The sequence below is a fragment of the Vibrio sp. B7 genome, assembly GCF_963888765.1.
In the GTDB taxonomy this organism is placed as follows: Bacteria; Pseudomonadota; Gammaproteobacteria; order Enterobacterales; family Vibrionaceae; genus Vibrio; species Vibrio anguillarum.
This window is the reverse complement of the sequence record NZ_CAWPKR010000033.1, coordinates 175,153-198,978: the sequence shown is the minus strand read 5'-3', so window position 1 is coordinate 198,978 and position 23,826 is coordinate 175,153. Positions and strand designations below refer to the sequence as shown.

Sequence of the window (23,826 nt, the reverse complement as noted above, 5' to 3'; positions counted from 1 at the left end):
TCGTACTATTTTGCCTAATCGCGATATCATATACCCAAACTGAGTCGAGATGCGAAATCCAAAACATTTTTTTGCTTTTCATCATGGTTAACAATGGCTTGTGAACTTGCTTTAGGGCATTTCCACTGCAGAGGTACTTATGACACCACTCGCACTGATAATGATCATTTCTGCCTATTTACTGGGTTCGATCTCAAGTGCGGTGTTGATCTGCCGTTTATTACGCCTGCCCGATCCTCGCAATATGGGCTCAAATAACCCCGGTGCAACTAACGTATTACGCATTGGTGGAAAAAAAGCCGCCATCGCGGTACTGCTGTGTGACATGCTCAAAGGTACTATTCCCGTATGGGGCAGCTACTATTTGGGGATTGACCCCATTCTATTGGGCCTAGTCGCCATCGCCGCTTGCCTTGGCCATATGTATCCTATTTTCTTTCATTTTAAAGGCGGAAAAGGTGTTGCAACAGCACTGGGAGCAATCGCACCGATCGGTTTAGATCTCACCGCACTTATCATATTGACTTGGATCAGCGTTGCATTTTTATTTCGCTATTCATCCTTAGCGGCTTTGGTTACCGTGCTGCTCGCTCCGTTCTACACTTGGTTGATCAAACCGCAATATACCTTACCGGTAGCAATGCTATGCTGCCTTATCGTGTTTCGTCATCACCAAAATATTAAACGGTTATTGGCTGGCACAGAGCCGAAAGTGGGTGAGAAAAAAACGCTTGGTTCTTGAGCTAGCTTGGATGATGGATAAACCCGCTTGCAAATAACGTCAATGACGAATAAGTAAAAGGCCTCTTACGAAGCCTTTTTTGATTAAGCATGGCCCGCTAATAAGGGAAGACTAGCTAAGCGCTTTTTTCAAGAAACGGGTCAACATGGCGGTAACGTATTCAGGTTGCTCTAAGTTACTGATATGTCCAGCATTAGCAATAACCTCTAACTCACTGCCGTGAATGGCATCATTCATTAAGTAAGCCTCAAGAGGCGGACGAGGCATATCTTCAGCGCCAGCTGCAATCAGCACTGGCAACCTCAATTGCTCCACCTCTTCAATCATGTCACGACGACCGAAGATCATTTTCCCCAACCGAGCCACTTCCACCGCTTGTTGACCAGTAAGCGCCGATAAATGTTGCTTGAATCCAGCCACTAATGCCGGAGATTGCTGCTCGCAATCTTTTGCAAAAAACATCGGTACAACTGCATCAACAATCGGTGCTGGCACTTGCTGCATCGCCGCAATCGCATCGAGCATGGCAAAATATTTTGTATGGCTGACTTCAGGCTCTAGACCAACAAAGGTATCCATCATCACTAATGATTTCACGCGCGCAGGCGCAAGAACGGCTAACTCAGCCCCCCACATTCCGCCTACAGAAAGACCAATGATAGAAAACTGCTCAATCGATAAGTGGTCCATCAAAGCCAAAATATGCTGAGCATAATCTTTCAGTGTGTTCATGGATGACGGTGCAAAATCTGACTGACCATGCGCCCATAAATCAGGCACGATACAGCGGTAGTGTTGACTCAACGCTTCCACCTGAGGTGCCCACATTGCGCTGTCCCACAGATAACTGTGACCGAAAACAAGCACTTCACCTTGCCCTTGATCCAAATAGCGCATCTGGCAATCATCAATAACAAATGTCTTCATTGTGAATCCAATATTAGTAAAGTAGGTTGGCATTGTAGCATTGATATGAGCGATAACAGCTCAGAGCAGAATGTAAGCAATGGCTAATTAAAATCAATACAGAACGCCACAGAAACGGAAGTACCAAAGAACAAAACGGCCTCTAAAAAGAGGCCGTTGCGACACCCGCTAAATAATGGATTTAAGTTGATCAATCGGCCAGCGAGGTGTTGCCTGCACCGCTAAATCGACTGTTTCACCATTTTTTAAACGCTGCATACCCGCATAAGCAATCATTGCACCGTTGTCGGTACAAAACTCAGTACGCGGGTAATACACTTCGCCACCAATTTTTTTCGCCAGTGCGCCAAGCTCTGCGCGTAACTGCTTATTGGCACTCACGCCACCGGCAATAACAATGCGTTTCATGCCAGTTTGCTCAAGGGCGCGTTTGCACTTAATCACTAAAGTGCCACACACCGCCTCTTGAAAGGCATACGCAATATCCGCTCGGGTCTGATCATCATTCTCATTAGCTGCAATCGTATTGGCTGTAAATGTTTTTAAACCAGAGAAACTCATGTCTAACCCTGGTCGATCCGTCATCGGACGCGGAAACTTAAAACGCCCTGGCGTTCCTTTTTCAGCCAAACGAGCCAACAATGGCCCCCCGGGATAATCAAGCCCCATCAGCTTCGCGGTTTTATCAAACGCCTCACCGGCCGCGTCATCAATAGACTCTCCGAGGATCTTATATTCACCAATCCCTTTCACCTCCACCATCATGGAATGACCACCGGAAACCAATACGGCCACAAACGGAAACGGAGGCGGATTATCTTCAAGCATCGGAGCTAAAAGGTGCCCTTCCATATGGTGAACAGGCACCGCAGGCACATTCCACGCATAAGCCAAACTACGGCCAATCGTCGCGCCAACAAGCAGCGCACCCACTAAACCAGGACCTGCGGTGTAAGCCACGCCATCAATATCCGCAGGCGTCAAATTCGCTTCAGCCATCGCTGCTTTTATCAGTGGAATGGTCTTTTTAACATGGTCTCTAGAAGCAAGCTCCGGCACCACACCGCCGTAATCGGCGTGCAGTTTTACTTGGCTGTACAATTGATGAGAAAGTAAGCCTTTCTCTTCGTCATAAATGGCGATGCCAGTCTCGTCACACGAGGTTTCAATACCAATAATGCGCATAATTTTCTCAGCACGCTTTCATCAACAATTGGAAATGGCCGCCATGTTACCCCGCCTTGGCTCCGTAAACAAATTTTGTACAGACTATAATCGACAAAGTGCTTTACAAAGCTATTGCGATCGGATTAAAATTCCGCACCATTTTTGATCAAGCTGATAACCGAGCAAACAGACAAGAAATCTTGTGGTTTAAGCCTCAAAATATCAGCGTTAACGAATAACCCCTGAGGTGAAAGGCATATGCCAATAGTTAAAGTACGTGAAAACGAACCGTTCGATGTTGCATTACGTCGTTTCAAGCGCTCTTGCGAAAAAGCAGGTATCCTTTCTGAAGTGCGTCGTCGTGAGCACTATGAAAAACCAACTACCGTTCGCAAACGCGCTAAAGCAGCAGCTCAAAAGCGTCACGCTAAGAAGCTAGCTCGCGAAAACGCACGTCGCGTTCGCCTGTACTAATAACCTTTTTCCATTAAGGAACGAGAGTTATGGCTCTAATTGATATCCTCAAAGAAGAGCAAAAATTAGCGATGAAAGCCAAGGATAAAGTACGCCTTGGCACTATTCGTTTAGCCTTATCCGCGATCAAACAACGAGAAGTCGACGAGCAGATCACTCTGAACGACGACGATATTCTTGCTGTGATGGTAAAAATGGTTAAACAGCGTCGCGACTCTGTCGCTCAATATGAAGCTGCCAATCGTCAAGATCTCGCAGATGCAGAGCAAGCAGAAATCACTATCCTTGAGGCATTTATGCCTCAGCCGTTGAGCGATGATGAAGTGAGCGCATTAATTGATGATGCGATCACCCAGTCCGCTGCTGCTGGCATGCAAGACATGGGGAAAGTGATGGCTGTCTTGAAACCGCAAATTCAAGGGCGTGCAGATATGGGTAAAGTCAGCGGATTAGTTCGAACTAAACTCGCTTAAATGCCCGCATCAAATTGCATCAAGCCGTGCTATCCTCTGGAACGCACGGCTTGTTTGTATCTAATCATTCGTTTTAATCTTTTCTTTTAGGTTTTATGGCAGGACACATCCCTCGCAGTTTTATTGATGATCTCCTTGCTCGACTTGATATTGTCGACATCATAGACGCACGTGTGAAACTTAAGAAAAAAGGTAAGAACTACGGTGCTTGCTGCCCATTTCATAATGAAAAAACGCCCTCATTTAGTGTAAGCCAAGAAAAACAGTTCTATCACTGCTTTGGTTGTGGCGTGCATGGCAACGCCATCGACTTCATGATGGAATATGAACGCCTTGAATTCGTCGAGGCCATCGAAGAATTGGCTTCTTTTGTGGGGCTAGAAGTTCCCCGAGAGCAACGCTCTAGTGGCCATTTCTCATCAGCCCCTAAAGCCAATAGTGAAGAAAAACGCACCCTTTATGACTTAATGGGCAGCATTGCGCAGTTTTACCGCAACCAACTCAAAGTTCCGGGTAATCGTCATGCCATCGAGTATCTGAAAGATCGCGGTCTTTCTGGCGAAATCGTGCAGAAATTTGGTATTGGCTATATCGCTGACGAATGGGATTTAGTGCGCAAAAACTTCGGTCAGCAACAAGAAAGCCAAGAGATGCTCGTCACTGGCGGCATGTTGATCGAAAATGACAAAGGCAACCGCTACGATCGTTTTCGTGGACGTATTATGTTTCCCATTCGCGACCGCCGCGGACGAGTGATCGGCTTTGGTGGACGCGTTACTGGTGATGGAACGCCAAAATACCTGAACTCACCAGAAACTCCCATTTTCCATAAAGGTAAAGAGCTGTATGGCCTATACGATGTCATGCAAGCCTATCGTGAACCACCGCAAATATTAGTTGTTGAAGGTTATATGGATGTGGTGGCTCTGGCGCAATATGGAGTGGACTACTCGGTTGCTTCGCTAGGAACCTCAACTACTGGCGATCACCTGCAACTGCTTTTTCGCCAAACCAATACGGTGGTCTGTTGCTATGATGGTGACCGAGCAGGACGAGAAGCGGCGTGGCGCGCACTGGAAAATGCGTTGAGTTATCTCAAAAGTGGCAATATTCTTAAATTTCTGTTTTTACCTGATGGTGAAGACCCAGATAGCTACATCAGAACCCATGGAAAAGCGGCCTTTGAACAGTTAGTGCAAGATGCAGAACCCTTATCCAAATACCTATTTACCAACCTACTGTCACAAGTTGATGTCGGTAATAACGAAGGGAAAGCAGCGCTTGAGGCGCTGGCATTACCACTGATTAATAAAGTGCCAGACACATCTCTACAAGCGCAATTGCTCAAAATATTAGGGCAAAAAACTGGGATTTATAAAAAGCCATCACTGCCAGAATCAGACAAACACCGCTCACAGCCACACAAAGAGCTCAAACGCACACCGATGCGTGAAGTGATCGCTTTGCTTATTCAAAATCCAAGCTATGCTGAAATGGTGCCTGATATTTCCAGCGTTCAATCCTTGCCCATACCCGGTTTAAGTTTATTAATTGAGGTACTTGAGAATTGTCAAGAGTACCCCAATATTACTACAGGCCAATTGCTTGAACACTGGCGCGGTAATAAAAACGAGACCCTTCTGTCTCGCCTCGCAAGTTGGGAAATTCCACTTGTTGAAGACAACCAAGAAGAACTATTTTTAGATTCATTGGACAAAATATTGGCTCAATGCATCGAAAAGCAAATTGAAAACCTGCAGGCAAAAGAAAGAAGCGTCGGTTTATCAGCCGAAGAGAGACGGGAGCTTCAAGACTTAATGAAAGACTTGAAAGCGTAACCCAGTTTAAATAGTCAGCAATGAATAAATTTGTTAGTATATGTGGTTTGCATTTCGCATACTAATTCCTTCACCAGATATGAAGTTGGATACCGTCTATGGATCAAAATCCGCAGTCACAGCTAAAACTACTTGTCATTAAAGGCAAAGAGCAAGGCTATCTGACCTACGCCGAAGTAAATGACCACCTACCAGCAGAAATCGTAGATTCCGAGCAGGTAGAAGATATCATTCAGATGATCAATGACATGGGCATTAAGGTGGTAGAAACTGCCCCTGATGCCGATGATCTTGCTCTAAATGATGACAACGCAATCACCGATGAGGATGCTGCCGAAGCTGCAGCCGCTGCATTATCCAGTGTAGAAAGCGAAATTGGTCGTACTACCGACCCTGTGCGCATGTATATGCGCGAAATGGGTACCGTAGAACTGCTGACTCGCGAAGGTGAAATTGATATCGCTAAGCGTATTGAAGATGGTATTAACCAAGTTCAACGCGCAGTGGCTGAATATCCAGGCACCATTCCATACATCTTAGAGCAATTTGACAAAGTTCTTGCTGAAGAACTTCGTTTAACAGACCTGATCTCAGGTTTTGTTGATCCTGACTCAGATGCAACGAACGCCCCAACAGCGACCCATATCGGTTCAGAGCTTGCTAGCGCTGACCTTGCTGATGAAGACGACCTCGATGATGACGACGATAACGACAGCGAAGATACTGACTCTGAAGAAGATGCAGGAATCGACCCTGAGCTTGCGCTAGAAAAATTCACCGAACTACGCAACAAGTATCAAAATCTTCAACTCGCGAAAAATGAGCATGGCTATGACAGCAATAAAGCCGCCCAAGCCACCGAGTTGATGTTGGATATTTTCCGTGAATTCCGACTCACGCCAAAGCAATTTGACTACCTAGTCAACAAGCTTCGCACCTCTATGGATCGTGTTCGTACTCAAGAACGTCTGATCATGAGAGCTGCGGTCGAATACGGTAAAATGCCTAAGAAATCATTCATTGCCTTATTCACTGGCAATGAATCAAGCGATGCATGGTTAGATGAAGTACTCGCTTCAGAAAAACCTTATGCAGAAAAAATCAGACAGCAAGAAGAAGACATTCGTCGTTCAATTCATAAATTGAAAATGATCGAAGAAGAAACGTCTTTGAATGTACAAAACATTAAAGACATCAGCCGTCGCATGTCTATCGGTGAAGCGAAAGCTCGTCGAGCGAAAAAAGAGATGGTTGAAGCAAACTTGCGTCTGGTTATTTCTATCGCGAAGAAATACACCAACCGTGGCCTGCAGTTCTTGGATCTTATCCAAGAAGGTAATATCGGCCTGATGAAAGCGGTAGATAAGTTTGAATACCGCCGTGGTTATAAGTTCTCAACTTACGCCACTTGGTGGATTCGCCAAGCTATCACACGTTCAATTGCAGACCAAGCACGTACTATTCGTATTCCAGTGCACATGATCGAAACGATCAACAAACTGAATCGAATTTCACGTCAGATGCTGCAAGAGATGGGCCGTGAGCCTCTGCCAGAAGAATTGGCAGAACGCATGCAAATGCCAGAAGATAAAATTCGTAAAGTACTGAAAATTGCTAAAGAGCCAATCTCTATGGAGACACCTATCGGTGACGACGAAGATTCGCATCTTGGTGACTTTATCGAGGATACAACCCTTGAACTACCACTTGATTCTGCTACGGCCACCAGCCTAAGAGCAGCGACTCGTGACGTTCTTGCTGGCCTAACCCCTCGTGAAGCGAAAGTACTGCGTATGCGTTTCGGTATTGATATGAATACAGACCATACGCTAGAAGAAGTTGGTAAGCAGTTTGACGTAACGCGTGAGCGTATCCGCCAAATTGAAGCGAAAGCACTGCGTAAACTGCGTCACCCAAGCCGCTCTGAAACATTGCGCAGCTTCCTAGACGAGTAATCGCAACCTATCCAATCTAAAAGGTGAGCACAAGCTCACCTTTTTTGTATCTCATGGTTTAAGTGGATAAAAACTAAGCGCATTTACCCTATTTTGCGGGTAGACACTCATAACTCCATCCCCTATAATCACACACCTAATTTGGCCCCTTAGCTCAGTGGTTAGAGCAGTCGACTCATAATCGATTGGTCCCCAGTTCAAGTCTGGGAGGGGCCACCACTTTCTCTCCGATAACATCCGTCAAAACCTACAAAGCCAATTAAATCAATATGTACCAAATTATTCAGCATTCATAGTCTCTTGTGACATCAATGATTTAATGTACCATCGAATGTACTAACGACTAAATATCGACTGTTCTGGTGGTACATCATGACGAAAAGAATAGCTCCTTAGCTAACACTCAAGCCAAACAAGCTAAAGAATCTAGAGTCCATCCCACCCAACATGGGGTGAGCGCCTCTAGGATTACCGGCTTGTAACTAAATCGAATAATCGAAAACGATGATCTCTTCGAGCAAAGGACGAAAGACATCCTTTAGCACGTTATGCTCTGGATGAGGTAGATAATTTTGGCGTCCTTGCTCATCGGTAAATGTCATTAAAACGCTGTGAGTATAACCTTGGTTTTTGCCTTCTGGGCTGTCGTTCACGCCCCACTCAACCGCAGCGACCCCCTCAATTTTCTCTGGCATGGCTTCAAACAGTGACTTGAGCTGTTGGATGTCGGCAGGCTGAGCTTGTGGTTTGAATTTGATTAATAAGATATGGCGGATCATTGTTCGCTCCGTTTCTGTCTGTAGAATTTCTTTTCATAAAGAGGGATAACGCTGGCTCACTATTGCTAAAGCTGCTGTGCTTAAAACAATAAAGCGGCACTCAAGGTTTGAAGCGCCGCTTTATATCTCAAATAGGTTACAACCTTAACCGATATTGACCGATGAACCACCAATAATTACACCACCGCAGTCAACGGCATCACCGACTCGCGCAGCAGGCTTGCCATCAATCATAACGCTACCCGATCCCCCTTTAATTACACGTGGGTGGCTTGGGTTGTTCGGTTTGTCATGAGGCTCTAGCGGGTCGCCCTGCCTTGCCACTGCTTTGCCATCAATTTTGACCGTCGGTGACCCAGCGGTGATCGGCGTAGGAGGAAAACCATCATGATCGGATCCGATATCTCCTACTAATGCACCATTTGCCATTGATTTGCTCCTTATCAGATTCGTTGATTAAGCTTGTTGCGATGTTGTTTTTACCCTAAGGGTTTAGGTAGTTTATGCTTTTGCCGTGTAGGCTATGAATTTGCCATTAACTTCGATGAATTTCGCTATGCAGAAAGGCGACGTATTCATCAAAACCACAGTAAGACCAATAACGCACCACCATAAGTACAGATGAATTAGAACAGATTTATCGACGTTTCATCCAAAAACAGATTAGGCTTAATGTCTTTTACAAATTCAGCCACTTGTTTATCTATTTCCGCTTGCTCTTGCTCAGTAACGAGAATTTCAAACACAGGTTCACCATTTTCATCCGAAACAGGTAAGCCATCTTTAATCAAACGAGTGCTGATAATAGAACTAGTCTCCTCTTCGCCCCCTAATGCCCCACTTAATTTATTATAGTAATAGGCTTTTTGAGGATTAGGCCTAATCACTTGATTTCCTTGCTTATCTTTTTTGCCTAAGTCATAGGCAAGAAATAAAACCCTAGCTGCAGCAGGATAACCAAGTTGAATAGCTTTATTAATCCACTTCAGCGCCCCCTCAATATCACCATCGTATAATTGAGTATAATAAAGAGAAACCATTGCAGGTGCATAACCTTGGTTAGCAGCGAGCTTGAGGTACGGTAGCTTGTCTTCAAATGAATCCCAATAGATATTGTGATCTAAGAATCGATAGCCCCCATTACTCGTCCCTCTAATAGCAATTTCTTGATATCGGCTCTGACGATAAAACGGAATATATTCCCACCAATCTCGACTTGTAGAACTATAAGCAAATTCAGCTTTGCCATTACCGTTTTCAGCCAGTACTTTCCATCCCTGCTTGGCTTTCGTTAACCATTTCTCATCACAGGACCAACCAAGGAACTTACAAGGGTTATTAGCATAAAGATTCACATCACCCAGAACCCCCATCGCCCATGGGTCGCCCATCTCCGCCGCTTGTAAAAAGGTTTGTCCCGCCTCAAAGTGCTGGCGGTTTTTGTACTGGGTCACCCCTAACCAAAACGTCGCATAAGCACTACCAGCATCCGATTGCTGCTGAAAAGTTTGCTGAGCTTGTTGATACTCTTTTTGATTAAATAAGCGAATTCCCTGCTCGATAGGTGCCATAGCCCAAACTGCGCTGTTTAACAACATTAAGCAGATAACAATAATTTTTTTCATGTTTATTTCTCTGGTAACCAATTAACAAGTCGATAGCCACTAGCTTTTAAAGATTCAAGTTGCTCCTTATCACTGGTAGGCAGTGCGATGTATTCGGTACTTAAACGGGCTCGGCGCGCAGAGCTCAGCGTGGTTTTTTCTAAAATTTTATGTTGCTCTGTTAACCGCAACATCGATTTTCGAAATGATCGATAATCACGGTGTACCTCATCCATATATGTGGCTTTATTTGTATCTTTCGGATTTTCATAAGGTTGAGAAAAGGCTTTGCTAAAGAAATCACGTAAACTTAATACATTTTTTGCGTAACGCGACCACTGCTCGGCTTTATCTAATTGAGTAGGATCTGCTAGCCCCATGCGCTGCAGCGCATTTTCAAAACGGCGCATACCACTTTGATTGGCCTTTTCACCCCCTAACCAGAGTAATATTTGGTTGATCGCCTTACGTTGATTTTCATTGCGAGTGGCTGCGTTATCTCGCTCAAGAGAAGTATCCTTAAAAAGGGTAAATACCGGAATATCATTGTAATGGATCAGTACCGACAATAGCTTAGCTAACGTTTCAGCGGGCATATTGGCGATCCACTGTTGGTTTTCTCGTTGATGCTCCTCCGAGAGTAAAAAGTTCGCCACAAAATAAGCGTTATCTTTATCACTGGCTTGCTTTTCCATATTGCTGATGATGTTAAAGGGTAACATCATCACTTGCCCAACCGTAAGACCAAAAGCCGCCGCCACGGTCAATATTGTGTTAAACGCAGCAAAGGTATTCACCTCTCCTGATTCATCGAAAAATTCAAAACGTTGGAAGCCCGAATTTTGCATCACCGCGAGTAAAGCGGCGAAAAAATCGTTCGCAGCCGCTGGGTTAAGTTCGGTGGCAAACTTACCCCCAATCCCCAGTCCAGTACTGGCACCCAGCGCCGTGATAAAAATAAAGCGGCCATTTTGAAAAGTGCATTGCAACACACCTTCATAGCCAATGCCTAGGCTCATTTTAAAATCTTGGCTGACTTTAAACAGGTTTTGCGGTGGCGATTTTAGATCTTTTGTCCAATCGTATTTGCAGCTCAGCATACCGCCCGCTTCAAGACCAGCAAAAACAGAGGCTTCCGCTTTAATACCAGCTCCAATGGCATTGTCATTGCTGCCGCGTGTCCCCAATGATGATACAGCGTAAGAGCTGTAATCCGCTCTATTCGGTACCGTCCCCTTGATGCCAAGTGGCTTGACTTGTTGGGCTCCAAATCCCGCACGAGATTCTTCGACATTGCCAATATGCAGTTCCGTCCCCAACTTGAGGCTGGCTCCTAATACGCCATAGACTTTACCCTCAATCACTAAGACGGCCGTGCCTATATTTTTGATTCGACGTTCGTTACTCTCTCTGACACGATACGGAATATCTAATGGTAAGGACCCCGAATTAGGGAATCGTATCGTGAAGCTGCGTTCAGCACTGGCTAATGTCAAACCCGCCTTAAGTTCAACTTTCACTAGCGTAGAGGAATCGGCTTTGATCAGTTCATGATCAACTTTCGCCTCAGCGCTATAAACATAACGAGCAAACTGTGCGCCACCGCTGGTTTCGTAAGCGGTATTAATACCAAACATCACACTTTGAAAGTCTTTCATTTGCCAAGGGAAAACAATGTCTTCAACGTTAGCCCATGTTGCCGTTTTCTCAAATTTCAGACTTTTCAATACCGATTCACTGCCCAGTGCCTTTTTGAGTCCTGCCGTGATTTTGCCTTTCTCCCGTGCAGCTAATGTCGCTAGGTTTAACGAAATCACCGAGGTACATTTTTTATTTTCAGACACATTGGAAGAAAGCACAGGGCTATCAGACAAGATATAAAGCGCGGTCTTTGGATCAGAAGAGAGGGCACATTCCACTACGGTTCGCTGATTAATACCACTATTGGCAAAAATCTGGTTATTGAGGTTTTGGGGTTGCCAGTGAGTTTCGCGGACCAATACCGTACGGGATGAATCATCCCAAACTGGAACATCGCCGATAAAGGTAATGTCTCTTTTCAAGTAATCCCAGTGGGGGGAGTTGACATTTTGAGTGGCCAGTGCCAAGAGACTTTCACGACGTTGCTGCGCCGCTTCCGCGTAGCGCAATAAACTTTTAACGTATTGAGCGTACTGCGCATTCTCCCCCAACCGCTCAGCAAAATTTTCTACTCGCAGCGCGACCTCTTGCAGTAAAAGCAAGTTCAGTACATAAACGCAATAATACCCCATTGCATTATCAATGGGCGTCTGCCGCTCAATGCTATTCAACAACTTTTGTAAATCAGCAATACTGGCGCGCTGCTCTTTAATCGCAATCCTTACTTGCTCTACCTGCTCCCAGCCTTTAAAGAGTTCATCTTCCGTTAAGCACTGCTCTTTAAGTACCGTTCCGGTCTGATTAAGATGGTACACCGCAGCATAAAAATCAGGATTCTGCAGTCGGTTATCACTCTTAGTACTAGTGAAAAAAGCCCTAGGGTTCCAATAGCCTCTTTGACTCATTAGACGATTTAAAACCGTATGCGCAGTGCCTTGCCAATACTGATAACTTTCATACGCGGCTTTTAATGAGGGTATTGCGGTGGAAATGGTTAAATCTGCGCTGTCGATATAGTCACATAACCCAAGCTTTTTACGTTCTTTTTTGATGGTTTCTAATGCATTATAAATTTCAAGCTCAACGTTTGAGGTGTAATAGGCATGCTTATCAGAAAATTGGTAATGTTTACCTTGCTCCTCAAGGCTCGTTTTGGCAGCAAAATCCATCGCCTCTTTTTCAAAGCGTTGAATGCTTTTTTCGAGCTGCTTTATCAGAGACTTCTGTAATTTTTTGAGTTGTGCAACTCGGTGATTATCAGCTCCGGCAATCGCATCTTTAGTTAACATGATTTCTCCCATCATTCCTCCGATGGGAAGCCAGTTTGAACCTTGGGAACGTTGTTCAATATCACGTAATGCGTCTTCATATCGTTCTTCAATTTTTTGCTGACGTGAATTGATACTACTGAGCCCTATACGCTCATTGTCTAAAGGAAATTGCAGTACATCGTTTTGGTAACAGTAGGATAAGGCCATGTGTTCCAACAGCGCTTCTCGGTAATCCTTGGCTTTTTGCTCATCAATATGCTTTAAAAAAGCTTCATGGGCGATGCTATTGAATTGATCCATCACACCCAGTTTAGTGAGCTGCTTAAGAACGGTTTCTTTATCCCCTTGCAAAGCGGCCTTACAACGCTGGTTATCTTCAAGCACATATTTTTTGGCCTCTTCGGTAAGCAATATCAGCATCTGTTTTCTGGTATTCGGATGCTCTGGAACATATAAAGCATCGACAAATTGCGGAACACTGCATTCAGAGAGAGTAAGCAGATCATTGGATAAGATTTGCTTAGCCTCTCGCTCACCACTAGCCAAATCGTAGACTTCCGGTAAAACCAAAGTATTACCGTTGTAAATGAGATCAATATCTTTGATCTGTTGGGCATTCAACCGCTGTAAAGTCTTGATATCGGTATTGTAACGTTTGGCTAATACAGAGAGCGTATCACCGGGTTGAATTATATGGGAGCTCATTGCAATAATTCCTCAATAAGTGCGCTAGGAAGTGAAAGCGGAGTTTGCTGGCTATTGAAACGGGTATGTTGAACGTTCTCCATCCCGTACTCCTGAGAAATAAGCGGTGATAAACAAGCCGAACGAGCAGCGCCTAAAACAGCATTAGTGACCGCCTCATCACCATATTTTGCGATAACTGATAGAGTGTAAGGAGAATAAAAGCGCAGCAGAAATAAACGCCCATCCGCGCTTAGCGCGGTAATGTTATTCTGCAATGAGGTGACAATATCGTTGAGCTCTTGGTTATCAGAATATACGAATATCACGGCGCTCGTTGCCCAAGTTTGGTCATTTTCCCACAACTGCCATAAAGGATCATCTGGTGTCACTTTGACCCAGATGGGGCTGTTTTCCAATTGTGGTTGCCACTCCGTTCCCAAATAAAGAGGCCCCCACTCGTTATTGTCTTGTGTACAAATTTGTTTGGCATCGGTCACTCTAAGTGCATCAACCACAAGCAAATATTGGTTATCATCGCTCTTCATCAGACACACTCACAATTAGGTTTTGGACAACTGCCATCAGCCTTCTTTTGACATAGCTCTGTGATGGGTAAATCTAATGTAGCCAACGCTGGTAATAGGCTGGTCATTGATGCAGAAATTGGAGCAAGCAATATTTCATCCGGCGCACTTGACGCTGCCAGCCCCATAGGCAACACCGCTACAACACCGCCATAACCCGAGCCGCTGCCTGCGCTGCCGCCGGAGTTAAGGTTGATCGCAGGCCCGACTAGGTACACGCCGCCGCCATCCACTTTGATAAAACTGCCCGCAGCTTTAATGGTGATCTCATTACCCGCATCTAACACCAACTTATTGCCTGCTTTAAGGTGCACTTCATTACCTGAATCAAAAACCGTTTTTTCACCGATTTTTTGGTGCAGTGAACCACCCACTTCAAGGCTATGATCTAACGCTATTTTCTGACGGCTTTCGCCCTCGACCGTTAGGTGTTGGTTATTTTTGATGTGGCTGAACTGGTCGTTATCCACTGTCAGGTGTTTATCGTGTTTGATGTGTGTGGTGGCATCATTAAGCACTAGTGCTTCATAGTCTTTTTGCGCATGCAGGTAGATTTTCTCTTGCCCTGCTTGATCTTCAAAACTCAGCTCATTAAAGCCTTCACCTTGGTGGGTTTCACTACGCAGTACGGTTTTGGTTTTGTTATCTGGCAGTGTGTAGGGCGCTTTATTGGTGGCGTGATAAGCGCGGCCAGTGACGATGGGTTGATCCGGATCGCCATTTAAAAAATCGACAATCACTTCATGGCCAATTCTTGGGATAGCCATCATGCCATATTGGCTGCCAGCCCAACCTTGCGACACCCTCACCCAACATGAACTGTGTTCATCGCCGTTAGAATATCTGTCCCATGGGAAATGCAGTTTAACGCGGCCATACTCATCGCAGAAGATCTCTTCGCCATCGGGGCCAACCACATGGGCGATGCATGGGCCATCCACTTGCGGCTTCGTGTGCGGTGTTGCGCGCCACGTTACATCGGCTGGGATCAAGGTAAATTGGTTACTGTAGGTTGTTGCACCGCTACCGCCAGACTCTTCTAATGCTTGCGGCTGCTGGCCTTGATGGTTTACTTGCACCACAACCCAATCTCGGTTCACGCTGTCGTCTAAATGTTCGGCCAAATCAAACAGGGTTCCGGCTTGCAAACGCGCTTCATTGCTTTGGCCTTGTGCGGTACGCGCCTGCCTTCTTAGGTACTCTAAACGAATTTGGTTAAACGCTTTACCGCTCTCATCGTCTTTAAATCGACCCGGGAAATCAAAATGTTCATAGTGGGTCTGCTGGTAATCCATCGCGGTGCCGAGTGCACTTTGCTTAAAACCGTAAATCGGTTTTTTAAAGCTGTAATCCGCCAATTGGCTTTCCGCCACTTGCGATTGCGTATGGCTGATTAAGTTGGAAATGTAAGGCGTATCAGCGATACCACCGGACAGCACATTGTAAGGGATCGGTGTATCGAGCTTCGTTAAGCTTTGACTGTCGTCACTGAAAATGAGGGTATGTTTACCTTCTTCATGTAGGAGGTGATAGACCAAGCCCTCTTCGGCGGCTAAGCGGTGTAAAAAGTGGATATCGGTTTCACGGTACTGTACGCAGAATTCGCGCTGAAGACATTCTCGTTTAAGTGCGAAGGCGTAGTCGTCAATGCCCATCTCTTGTAGCACAATGGAAAGAATTTCAGGTACGGTTTTAAGCTGGAAGATGCGGCTATTTTGGCGCAGCGACAAGCGCTCTAATGCAGGTACTAAAGTGAGTGAATAAAAGGTGTGATGATGACCAATATCGCCTTTACTGAACTGGCGCACGATGCCATGCACGCGCTGCACCACCCCGTCATTACGAAAAATCGTTAGCTGAGCCGTTTTGTCGACGACATCGATTGCACTCAAAGTTGATTGACGGCTTGCGAGCTCAATGTGGTAACGAAACCCATAACAAGGCTCGCCATTAGCCAGCACACTCTCCGATAAGGATTCTTGTCCGTGGTATTCTCGCACCACAAATGCATCGTCGGCGAGCCCGTCAACCTTTAACGTAAAATTCAGCGTGGCCATCTTCCATCCTCTTTACACTAGAAACAGCAAAGCCTTAAGCAAGTCACACTCATTGAATGCACTTTGCTTAAGGCTAAAAAAGGTGGCTGGCCGGATTGGCTTTGCTTACGCAACATCAACCAGCCACCCAAATCAAAGCTTACGCTTCTACTGGTTTGCGCCAGTCATCTGAACCTGAAGTACCCGCGTTCACGTGATCCCACAGGATTTTACGGTAAGACATAGAAACCGTAACGTTTTGCGTGAAGTCGCCGTTCGCAGGATCTTGGCAGTGTGGCATTTCGCAATGAATGTCCACGATAGACGCGCTTTCAAGTTTAGTGGTGAAGAAGTTCTCTTGTTTGCCTTCAATAGACGTGCGGTACCACTTTAGCTCAACCGATTTCATCTTCTCGCCAGACGCCAACGCGTTATAAAGAAGAGGAACCGCTTTATTTAGCGCAACGGTGAATTTGAATGGTTTGTGAACACGTTGACCAGAAGGCTGACCTGATTGTGGGTCAGTCGGTACTGTCACAACGTGGTCAAACATTTGAACCAACATTTGATCTTCATGACCTTCAACGAAAGCATCGCCGATAGAGTCAGTAGAAAGAGCGCCAGCAGTGATGAGACCCTGAGTTTCGCCTTCGATAGAGATATAACATGGAGTTGGCATGACTTAATCCTTATTCAGTAAGAAAAAGCGATGGAAATTGCATCGCGTTATGTAATGTTTCTTAAAGCAAAGGGGATGCCAAAACAAAAATATTTAAATTTCAACCAATTAGATTATAAGCTTTCATTTTCGAGCAAGAACTTGCTCGTCCGGGTAGAAACTTGCTCGTATCAAGCAATTTTTCGCTGCGATTTCGCAATACGTCACTCTGTATCGCTTTTCCTAATCTAGCCACAATCTGCGGTAGATAACCTTAGCCACCTCAACTAGAATGCGGATTGAACACATTTTTACTTTGGTTGTATGCTCAAACTATCCAACACTATTGAACTGGCAGACTGGGAAATCGAACTTACTGCGATTCGTGCAGCTGGAAATGGCGGGCAAAACGTCAATAAAGTCTCCAGTGCGATCCACTTACGTTTTGACATCAGACGCTCAACGTTACCGGACATCTACAAACAAAAATTACTCGAAAGACCAGATTCCAGAATGACCAAAGAGGGCGTTATTGTCCTCAAAGCGCAATCTCACCGCACCCAAGAGCTGAATAAAGAAGATGCACTCAAACGTCTCAAAGAAATTATTCTTTCTGCGATGGTGATAGAAAAACCGCGCCGGGCAACCAAACCGACAAAAAGCTCTCAACGTCGGCGAGTTGACGAGAAAAAACGGATAGCGGCCAATAAATCATTGCGCGGTAAAGTCTCTTTTTAAATGAATGGATTGGCAGCAAGGCAAAATAAAGAAGAAAAGAAATAAGCAACCTCGCGCTAAAAACAGCAACGGGAGCACGAAGCTCCCGTCTATTCCAGATCAGCAAAACAAAGGTTCAATTGACATTTTTATATTTTTTACAGCCATTACAAGCTAACACCAAAAATGTCGCATCAACACAAATTTGCTTCATTTTGTGAGCAATAAATTATTTAGTTTTACTAAAAAATCATTGTTGCATCCAAGATTCTAATTTATCTCCAGTTTGAGACGGATTTCATTAAACTGTAAAAAAAGAGCCATCAATTACTCACTTAATCGCAGCCAGATTGTCATCTTCCCTCTCTAGCATAAGCACAAAGCATAAAATGCGAGGTTTCTATGCTCACGACAAGCCCTTTTAAATTACCGAGAAAAACGCCGTTTGGACTAGGCGAACACTTCACTGAGTGGGCGACAGGCCTAACTCGTTTAGATAAGTTTTATGCACAACGCCCACCCCATTGCGATACCGCAACATTTTTGCGTTTTACGTTAGAGGTATTGGGTATTGACTACCAAGTGGTGAAAGGATCATTAGCTCAAGTTCCCACTCAAGGCGCGACAGTCGTTGTTGCAAATCACCCACTTGGTTGTGTGGAAGGCGTTATTCTGGCTGAGATGCTGCTTTCAATTCGCTCAGACGTGCAGATATTAGCCAATCACTATTTAAAAACCGTACCAGAGTTAGATTCGCTGTTCATTGGTGTGGATGTTTTTGAAGACAAAGCCGCGCAAAAAGCGAATATGCAAGCCTTGAGAGCCGCCAATAAACACCTTGCTCAAGGAGGGCTACTATTGATGTTTCCTGCGGGCGAAGTGTCACAATTGGTTGATAGTAAAACGCAGAAACTGGAGGACAAACAGTGGAGCCGTTCAGTCAGCCGACTGATACAAAAGCATCAAGCGATGGCGTTACCAGTGTTCATCAACGGGCAAAATTCGAAACGCTTTTACATGGCCGGAAAAATCCACCCGCTACTAAGAACGTTAATGTTGGGCCGTGAACTGCTCAATAAAAAGCATCAGCGTATCGAAATCGCCATTGGCGATGCGATCAATCATAAAGAAATCCAACATCTGTGTGATGAGACGCTGGTCAGCTATTTAAGGCTCAACACCTACCTTTTAAGTCACATCAACCCAACCAAGCGCAATAAAACCAATGATGAGCCGTTACAACCCATTGCGCAGCGGTTCCCCCTAAGCGCTTTGTTACACGATATTGAGCAGCTTTCTTTTTCTGATCATCTATTAAGGCATAACGAATTCGATGTGTATTGTACCAGCGCAGAAAACATCCCCTCGTTACTGCACGAAATAGGACGAGTGCGAGAGCACAATTTCAGGCTGGTAGGTGAAGGCACTGGCACCGAGCTCGATATCGATCAATACGATCGCAACTACCTGCATCTATTCATTTGGGATCGCGAAGCGCAGAAATTAGTCGGAGCTTACCGTTTAGGCTTAGTCGACCGTATTGTGCCTATAAGCGGTATTGCAGGTTTGTACTCACGAACGCTGTTTCAGTATGACCACCGCTTTCTCAATACCATAGGTAATGCAATTGAAATGGGGCGTTCAGTCGTCGACATCGAGTATCAAAAAAGTATGGCTCCGCTATTGCTGCTTTGGAAGGGAATCGCAACCTATGTGCACCGAAACCCGCACTATACGCACCTATTTGGCCCCGTAAGTATCAGCAATGATTACAGTGAAAGTGCGCGCCGTTTATTAGCCGATACAATGACGCAGCACTACTACAATAACCAACACGCCCATTTGGTAGAGGCAAGTAACCCACTCCCCAAGCAACAAGCTCCTTGGAATGCCAGTTTGCTGAGTGCATTGGCTGATTTACAGCTGCTTTCAAAAGTGATTGCCCGGTTGGATGAAGGGAAAAGCGTACCGGTGCTACTGCGTCAATACCTCGGTTTAAATGGCAAGTTAGTCAGTTTTAACGTAGACCCTGATTTTAATGATTCGTTAGATGGCTTGATTGTGGTCGATTTACGCAACGTTCCGGTGCGCAGCTTAAGCCGCTACATGGGCACTAAGGAAGCATACGAATACCTCACCCATCACACGCTTTAACTCTGTTGTTCGGGTTGTTTATACCTCCTCTTTTTAAGGGGAGGTATCCCTATAACACACTCCCCCAACCTAGCACTCCTTTTGAAGAAAACAGAGCTGAGTTTCGCATATTGGATAGCACTATCAGGGGCGCTTTCAAATTAAAAATGGCTTACTCCCAACGCTCACAAAACTGATTCCCTCCCCTTCAAGGGGAGGTACAGAACGTTTATCAACTTCCGCTCTAGAGCATAACTGAGCCTATAAACTATACATCCAGTGGAATAGTGGTATTGGTCATTTTAGCGACCAGTCCACCAATTCGTTTGCGCATCTCACGTCTATCCACAATCATATCTAGAGCACCATGTTCTAAGAGGAATTCACTTTGCTGAAAGTCCTCTGGTAGTTTCTCTCGAACGGTTTGTTCAATAACTCGGCGTCCTGCAAATCCGATCCTTGCTTTCGGCTCACCAATGTTAATATCACCCAACATGGCGATACTTGCAGATACCCCCCCATAAGTTTGATCGGTCAGCACAGATATGTAGGGTAACTTAGCCATTGATAACTGATTCAAGGCAGCACTGGTTTTAGCCATCTGCATCAATGCGATGAGTGATTCTTGCATTCGAGCGCCCCCACAAGCAGAAAAGCATACCAATCCACAATTTGCATCAATAGCCGTATTAATAGCCTTAACGAAGCGTGCGCCTACCACTGCCCCCATTGAACCAGCCATAAAAGAGAATTCGAATGCACAGGCCACAATAGGTAAGCCCATTAGTTTTCCTTTCATTGCAATTAACGCATCTTTTTCTCCTGTACTTTTCTGGGCGAGAACAAGACGTTCCTTGTAGCGTTTTAGATCCTTAAAATTCAGCAAATCTTTCGGCTCATATTCACTGGCAATCTCAATTCGCTCTGCTTTATCCAAAAAGCTATCTAATCGGCGGCGAGCTGACATCCTCATATGGTGATCGCATTTTGGGCACACATCTAAATTTCCCTCGAGGGCTATACGGTACAAGATCTGGTCACAGGACGGACATTTAATCCATACTCCCTCGGGAATCGGCGCTTTATGTGTACTGATGATCTTCTTCTTATCTATTAACCTTTCTAACCAACTCATGGGATGCCTCACTAGGTAACTTAGTGAGGAACATTGTATAAGCCAACTTCTGGTAATAAAGTGGTTTAAATGGGTTTGATAATCCAACTTAATGGGATTAAATGAGATGCTTGATAAGATTGATCAGCAGTGGCTAAAAAGTTTTCACTGCGTTTATGAGAACAAAAGCTTTAAACGAGCCGCGGAATTTCTATCTTTACCGACATCAAATGTCAGTCGCCATATCGCTTTACTCGAAGAACGGCTAGATATAAGACTATTTGACAGAACCACACGCCGAATCGCTCCGACAGACGCAGGAGAACATCTTTACTTACGCACACAGCCGTTGCTAGACAAACTTAATGATGCTCTTGAGGAAGTGACACTGCACTCCCATGAAGTCATGGGTCAACTGAGAGTTTTGATGCCTGATGCACCAACTTTAGCCCAAGCAGTGGTTTCATTTTGTACTCAACATCCCTCAATTTCATTATGTTGCGATACGAGTCTTAGCCCTAAAGAGGATCTGTTTGATCGGTTTGACATCATTTTAAGTTTTCATAGAGGAAGGCTCGAAGACACTAATTGGGTCGCGAAGAAGGTTAAATGTTGGCCAAGTGCGGTGGTGGCATCTCCCAAACTCCTTCAGACTACGCGAAGACCTTTCCAGATTACCGATTTGAAACATGTTCCTTGTATAAGTAGTTTTACCGCGTTAAACGGGACACCGTGGGTCTTCAAAAACGCTAAAGGTGAGCTGACAACCCAAAAGGTAAAGTCTTCATTTAAAGTCAATAGTGGACATTTAGCTAAATTAGGCGCGTTAGCTGGTTTGGGGTTCGCGATATTGCCAACCGAATCTTGTCGTAATGAGATAGAGGTAGGTTCTCTGGAAATAATAAAAATGGAGTACGCGCCTGAAGATTTGGTTTTATATGTCTTTTACGCTTCCAGAAAACACTTGGCAAAAAAGGTCTCAATGTTTATTGAACACTTACAGTGCCACGCAAATTTAGATACAAGTATATAGGCAGAAGAACAATTTCCGTGAACAGCTTCGTCTAAACCACTTATTTAGAGTAGAGGATTTGCTAAGCGAATTGCTATGCAAAGTTAGGCTACTTAGCATACGCAGGGTGATTCACTACACTGGTAGAAAGGGCGCATCGGTTCTGAATGGTCAGTTATTAGGAAGAATCGGGCAATGTTCTGCGAAGGAAGAGCATCATTTTGTTACGCAAACTCGTAATGGGACAAAAACTGTTTTAGCAAACTGCATCCATTATAATAAATGGCTTACTCCCAACGCTCACAAAACTGATTCCCTCCCCTTCAAGGGGAGGGTTAGGGTGGGGTGAACACCCCCTCCTAGCCTCCCCCTAAAAGAGGGAGGAACAAAAGCGTTATGAGCTTCTACTTTGAAGCATTAAGTGGCAGAAGCGGGTTTGTGCTGAATCGCTTGTTTACATCACTTGAGCTAAGTGTTTGAGCAAAGAAAAACGATGATACTTTATTCTACTCACACAACAATATTGTCGTTGGACATTAAAGTTTGATCATAAATGACCTAGAAATAGGTCATTTGCAACTCTCAAAATGATAAAGTTTGATCATTTATTTCATCAAAAATGATTGTTAAGAACTTAAAATCCACAATAAAGTTTGATCATAAAAAGCGCTAAAATAAAACTTTCTCTATCTTTCCATTTGAATCTTTCATGATGTAGAGCTTCGTTTCTTGACCAAGCATTTGAAGTTTAGTCGATACGCTCTCACTCCAAAGCAAATTACTCTCAAACTCTTCCACCATTGGTAATGCGGTTGTCTTTATTGTGGAAAAAATATCTTTTCTTCTATTTCTCAGTTCTTTATCACTTGTAAAAACAACCTTACCAAGCAACTTATCAGTCTTCTCTTTGAACTTCCTGAAGTAACTTTCCATTAGCATTGGTATCTCTTTACTACCAACAGATTTCCAATTATATAAGTTTTCATGGTGGGTACTATTTCTAGGATTAATGAACGCTCTTAATACATACACCAAAGTCATTAAGGAATGAGACAACACCGCCTGTTCAAATAAATTGAAATCATCTTTAAGTTTGGACTTTAACTCATCTCTAGTGCTAGCACTTCCAAAAGTATCCACAGCTTTAATCGATTCAACTAGCTGCTGATTTTGTTTAATTGAATCCTGACAGAAATCTATAGCCTTTAAAGCATCACCATATATTGCTTCTAATCTAACATGACGAGCACTTAATTCTGACTGAGACAAACGCTTATAAGATAAGTCTTGAGAAAACTCAGTTAAATAAATCAAATGTGATTTCAAAGTACTCTTGAATTGATCATTTATAAAATTGTTAACGTGATCTATTTTACTTTCAATCGATTTTAGCTTTCTTTTAATATCAACCAAATGACTTTGTGCTACAACTACTGAAAGTATTTGAAAAGAGGCAGCTCCAATAGCTGGTAGCTTACTTACAGGAATTTGTCTTGCTTGCCCAATGATTTTTCCATCAGGACCAATAGCAATACACATAGCAGCACCACTTTGATCATTTAAAACCGTAGCAGTTCCATTAGCTAGTTGCTCTGCTACCTCTGGTTTGAACACGAGTTGCACGGCATCACTGGATATAGAATGAACGGCACTTGCCAGTGATGGTAAAGTGCTGATCAAGCTGTTAAGGCTATCTTTCGCTACAGATGAATTATTTGGCGACTCTCCAAGATCCCTAACCAAGGTAGAACGATCAATTTGAATTAAAGATAGAACAGGGTTTTCTGGAATAATATTTTGACCATTTGTTAACTCTTGAGGAGAGACAAAACAAACGTATAAATGTTGTAAATCAAGTTGAAAGCCTACTGCCGATTTATACTTACTAGCCACAGCCAAAGGATTCTGATTACTTTCCAACGAGAAGCTTTCATGACAGTATAAAAACTCTCCAGTCTTATAGTCATATACATATAGCAAAGATGTATCATCACTATAGTTTTGCTCTAACACA

General features: G+C 44.2%; 19 protein-coding genes and 1 tRNA gene. 9 read left to right on the top strand and 11 right to left on the bottom strand.

Annotation, left to right across the window (positions count from 1 at the left end):
• The first annotated feature begins 139 nt into the window (after positions 1 to 139).
• A complete protein-coding gene (gene plsY / locus AACV32_RS10415; protein ID WP_017048933.1) occupies positions 140 to 742 on the top strand; it encodes a glycerol-3-phosphate 1-O-acyltransferase PlsY in 603 nt (200 codons plus the stop codon).
• Between the two features lie 111 nt (positions 743 to 853).
• Here the strand turns inward: plsY and AACV32_RS10410 are convergent, their stop codons facing one another.
• Together AACV32_RS10410 and tsaD are read right to left on the bottom strand one after the other, a co-directional pair.
• Complete coding sequence (locus tag AACV32_RS10410) at positions 854 to 1,702, bottom strand: alpha/beta fold hydrolase (protein ID WP_017048932.1); 849 nt, start codon at positions 1,700 to 1,702, stop codon at positions 854 to 856.
• A 135-nt stretch (positions 1,703 to 1,837) separates the two neighbouring features.
• Positions 1,838 to 2,854 (bottom strand): tRNA (adenosine(37)-N6)-threonylcarbamoyltransferase complex transferase subunit TsaD, encoded by a 1,017-nt coding sequence (tsaD, locus tag AACV32_RS10405; protein WP_017048931.1) that lies wholly within the window; start codon positions 2,852 to 2,854, stop codon positions 1,838 to 1,840.
• 240 nt (positions 2,855 to 3,094) lie between these two features.
• Between tsaD and rpsU the strand changes: the two genes are divergently transcribed.
• The 5 genes from rpsU to AACV32_RS10380 all read left to right on the top strand — a co-directional run bounded on the left by rpsU (position 3,095) and on the right by AACV32_RS10380 (position 7,795).
• Entirely contained in the window at positions 3,095 to 3,310 is a 216-nt protein-coding gene (gene rpsU / locus AACV32_RS10400) for a 30S ribosomal protein S21 (protein WP_004396009.1), read from the top strand.
• A gap of 29 nt (positions 3,311 to 3,339) precedes the next feature.
• A complete protein-coding gene (locus AACV32_RS10395) occupies positions 3,340 to 3,783 on the top strand; it encodes a GatB/YqeY domain-containing protein (protein WP_010318215.1) in 444 nt (147 codons plus the stop codon).
• A gap of 95 nt (positions 3,784 to 3,878) precedes the next feature.
• Positions 3,879 to 5,621 carry a DNA primase gene (gene dnaG, locus AACV32_RS10390; RefSeq protein WP_017048930.1) on the top strand — a complete coding sequence of 581 codons (1,743 nt, stop codon included), beginning with the start codon at positions 3,879 to 3,881 and terminating at the stop codon, positions 5,619 to 5,621.
• A gap of 98 nt (positions 5,622 to 5,719) precedes the next feature.
• On the top strand, positions 5,720 to 7,576 hold the full coding sequence (gene rpoD, locus AACV32_RS10385; protein WP_017048929.1) for an RNA polymerase sigma factor RpoD: 1,857 nt from the start codon (positions 5,720 to 5,722) through the stop codon (positions 7,574 to 7,576).
• A 143-nt stretch (positions 7,577 to 7,719) separates the two neighbouring features.
• A tRNA-Ile gene (locus tag AACV32_RS10380) sits at positions 7,720 to 7,795 on the top strand.
• Between the two features lie 263 nt (positions 7,796 to 8,058).
• Here the strand turns inward: AACV32_RS10380 and AACV32_RS10375 are convergent.
• The 7 genes from AACV32_RS10375 to AACV32_RS10345 all read right to left on the bottom strand — a co-directional run bounded on the left by AACV32_RS10375 (position 8,059) and on the right by AACV32_RS10345 (position 16,857).
• A complete protein-coding gene (locus AACV32_RS10375) occupies positions 8,059 to 8,355 on the bottom strand; it encodes a Dabb family protein (protein ID WP_064624362.1) in 297 nt (98 codons plus the stop codon).
• A 144-nt stretch (positions 8,356 to 8,499) separates the two neighbouring features.
• Positions 8,500 to 8,784 carry a type VI secretion system PAAR protein gene (locus tag AACV32_RS10370; protein WP_094128495.1) on the bottom strand — a complete coding sequence of 95 codons (285 nt, stop codon included), beginning with the start codon at positions 8,782 to 8,784 and terminating at the stop codon, positions 8,500 to 8,502.
• Positions 8,785 to 8,981: 197 nt separating this feature from the next.
• On the bottom strand, positions 8,982 to 9,980 hold the full coding sequence (locus AACV32_RS10365) for a sel1 repeat family protein (protein ID WP_170895005.1): 999 nt from the start codon (positions 9,978 to 9,980) through the stop codon (positions 8,982 to 8,984).
• A 2-nt stretch (positions 9,981 to 9,982) separates the two neighbouring features.
• Positions 9,983 to 13,576, bottom strand: coding sequence for a LysM peptidoglycan-binding domain-containing protein (locus AACV32_RS10360; RefSeq protein WP_170895006.1), 3,594 nt, complete (start codon positions 13,574 to 13,576; stop codon positions 9,983 to 9,985).
• Positions 13,573 to 14,103 carry a DUF4123 domain-containing protein gene (locus tag AACV32_RS10355; RefSeq protein ID WP_094133661.1) on the bottom strand — a complete coding sequence of 177 codons (531 nt, stop codon included), beginning with the start codon at positions 14,101 to 14,103 and terminating at the stop codon, positions 13,573 to 13,575. The genes AACV32_RS10360 and AACV32_RS10355 overlap by 4 nt, the downstream gene beginning before the upstream one ends.
• Positions 14,103 to 16,199, bottom strand: coding sequence for a type VI secretion system Vgr family protein (locus AACV32_RS10350; RefSeq protein WP_170895007.1), 2,097 nt, complete (start codon positions 16,197 to 16,199; stop codon positions 14,103 to 14,105). The genes AACV32_RS10355 and AACV32_RS10350 overlap by 1 nt, the downstream gene beginning before the upstream one ends.
• 139 nt (positions 16,200 to 16,338) lie before the next feature.
• A complete protein-coding gene (locus AACV32_RS10345) occupies positions 16,339 to 16,857 on the bottom strand; it encodes an Hcp family type VI secretion system effector (protein WP_013857791.1) in 519 nt (172 codons plus the stop codon).
• Positions 16,858 to 17,160: 303 nt separating this feature from the next.
• Here AACV32_RS10345 and arfB point away from each other — a divergent pair, with 303 nt between their 5' ends.
• Positions 17,161 to 17,574 (top strand): alternative ribosome rescue aminoacyl-tRNA hydrolase ArfB, encoded by a 414-nt coding sequence (gene arfB, locus AACV32_RS10340; protein WP_017043428.1) that lies wholly within the window; start codon positions 17,161 to 17,163, stop codon positions 17,572 to 17,574.
• Positions 17,575 to 17,955: 381 nt separating this feature from the next.
• The gene (locus AACV32_RS10335; RefSeq protein ID WP_170895008.1) at positions 17,956 to 19,707 is read left to right on the top strand and encodes a lysophospholipid acyltransferase family protein; all 1,752 of its coding nucleotides are present in this window, start codon (positions 17,956 to 17,958) and stop codon (positions 19,705 to 19,707) included.
• 247 nt (positions 19,708 to 19,954) lie between these two features.
• Here AACV32_RS10335 and accD read toward each other — a convergent pair whose 3' ends face one another.
• Positions 19,955 to 20,821 carry an acetyl-CoA carboxylase, carboxyltransferase subunit beta gene (gene accD / locus AACV32_RS10330; protein WP_017045524.1) on the bottom strand — a complete coding sequence of 289 codons (867 nt, stop codon included), beginning with the start codon at positions 20,819 to 20,821 and terminating at the stop codon, positions 19,955 to 19,957.
• Positions 20,822 to 20,927: 106 nt separating this feature from the next.
• On the opposite strand from accD, the gene AACV32_RS10325 reads away from it, so the two are divergent.
• Positions 20,928 to 21,833, top strand: a complete 906-nt coding sequence (locus AACV32_RS10325) for a LysR family transcriptional regulator (protein WP_371319556.1) — start codon at positions 20,928 to 20,930, stop codon at positions 21,831 to 21,833.
• A 648-nt stretch (positions 21,834 to 22,481) separates the two neighbouring features.
• Here the strand turns inward: AACV32_RS10325 and AACV32_RS10320 are convergent.
• A complete protein-coding gene (locus AACV32_RS10320; RefSeq protein ID WP_170895010.1) occupies positions 22,482 to 23,825 on the bottom strand; it encodes a hypothetical protein in 1,344 nt (447 codons plus the stop codon).
• Between the last annotated feature and the right edge of the window lies 1 nt (position 23,826).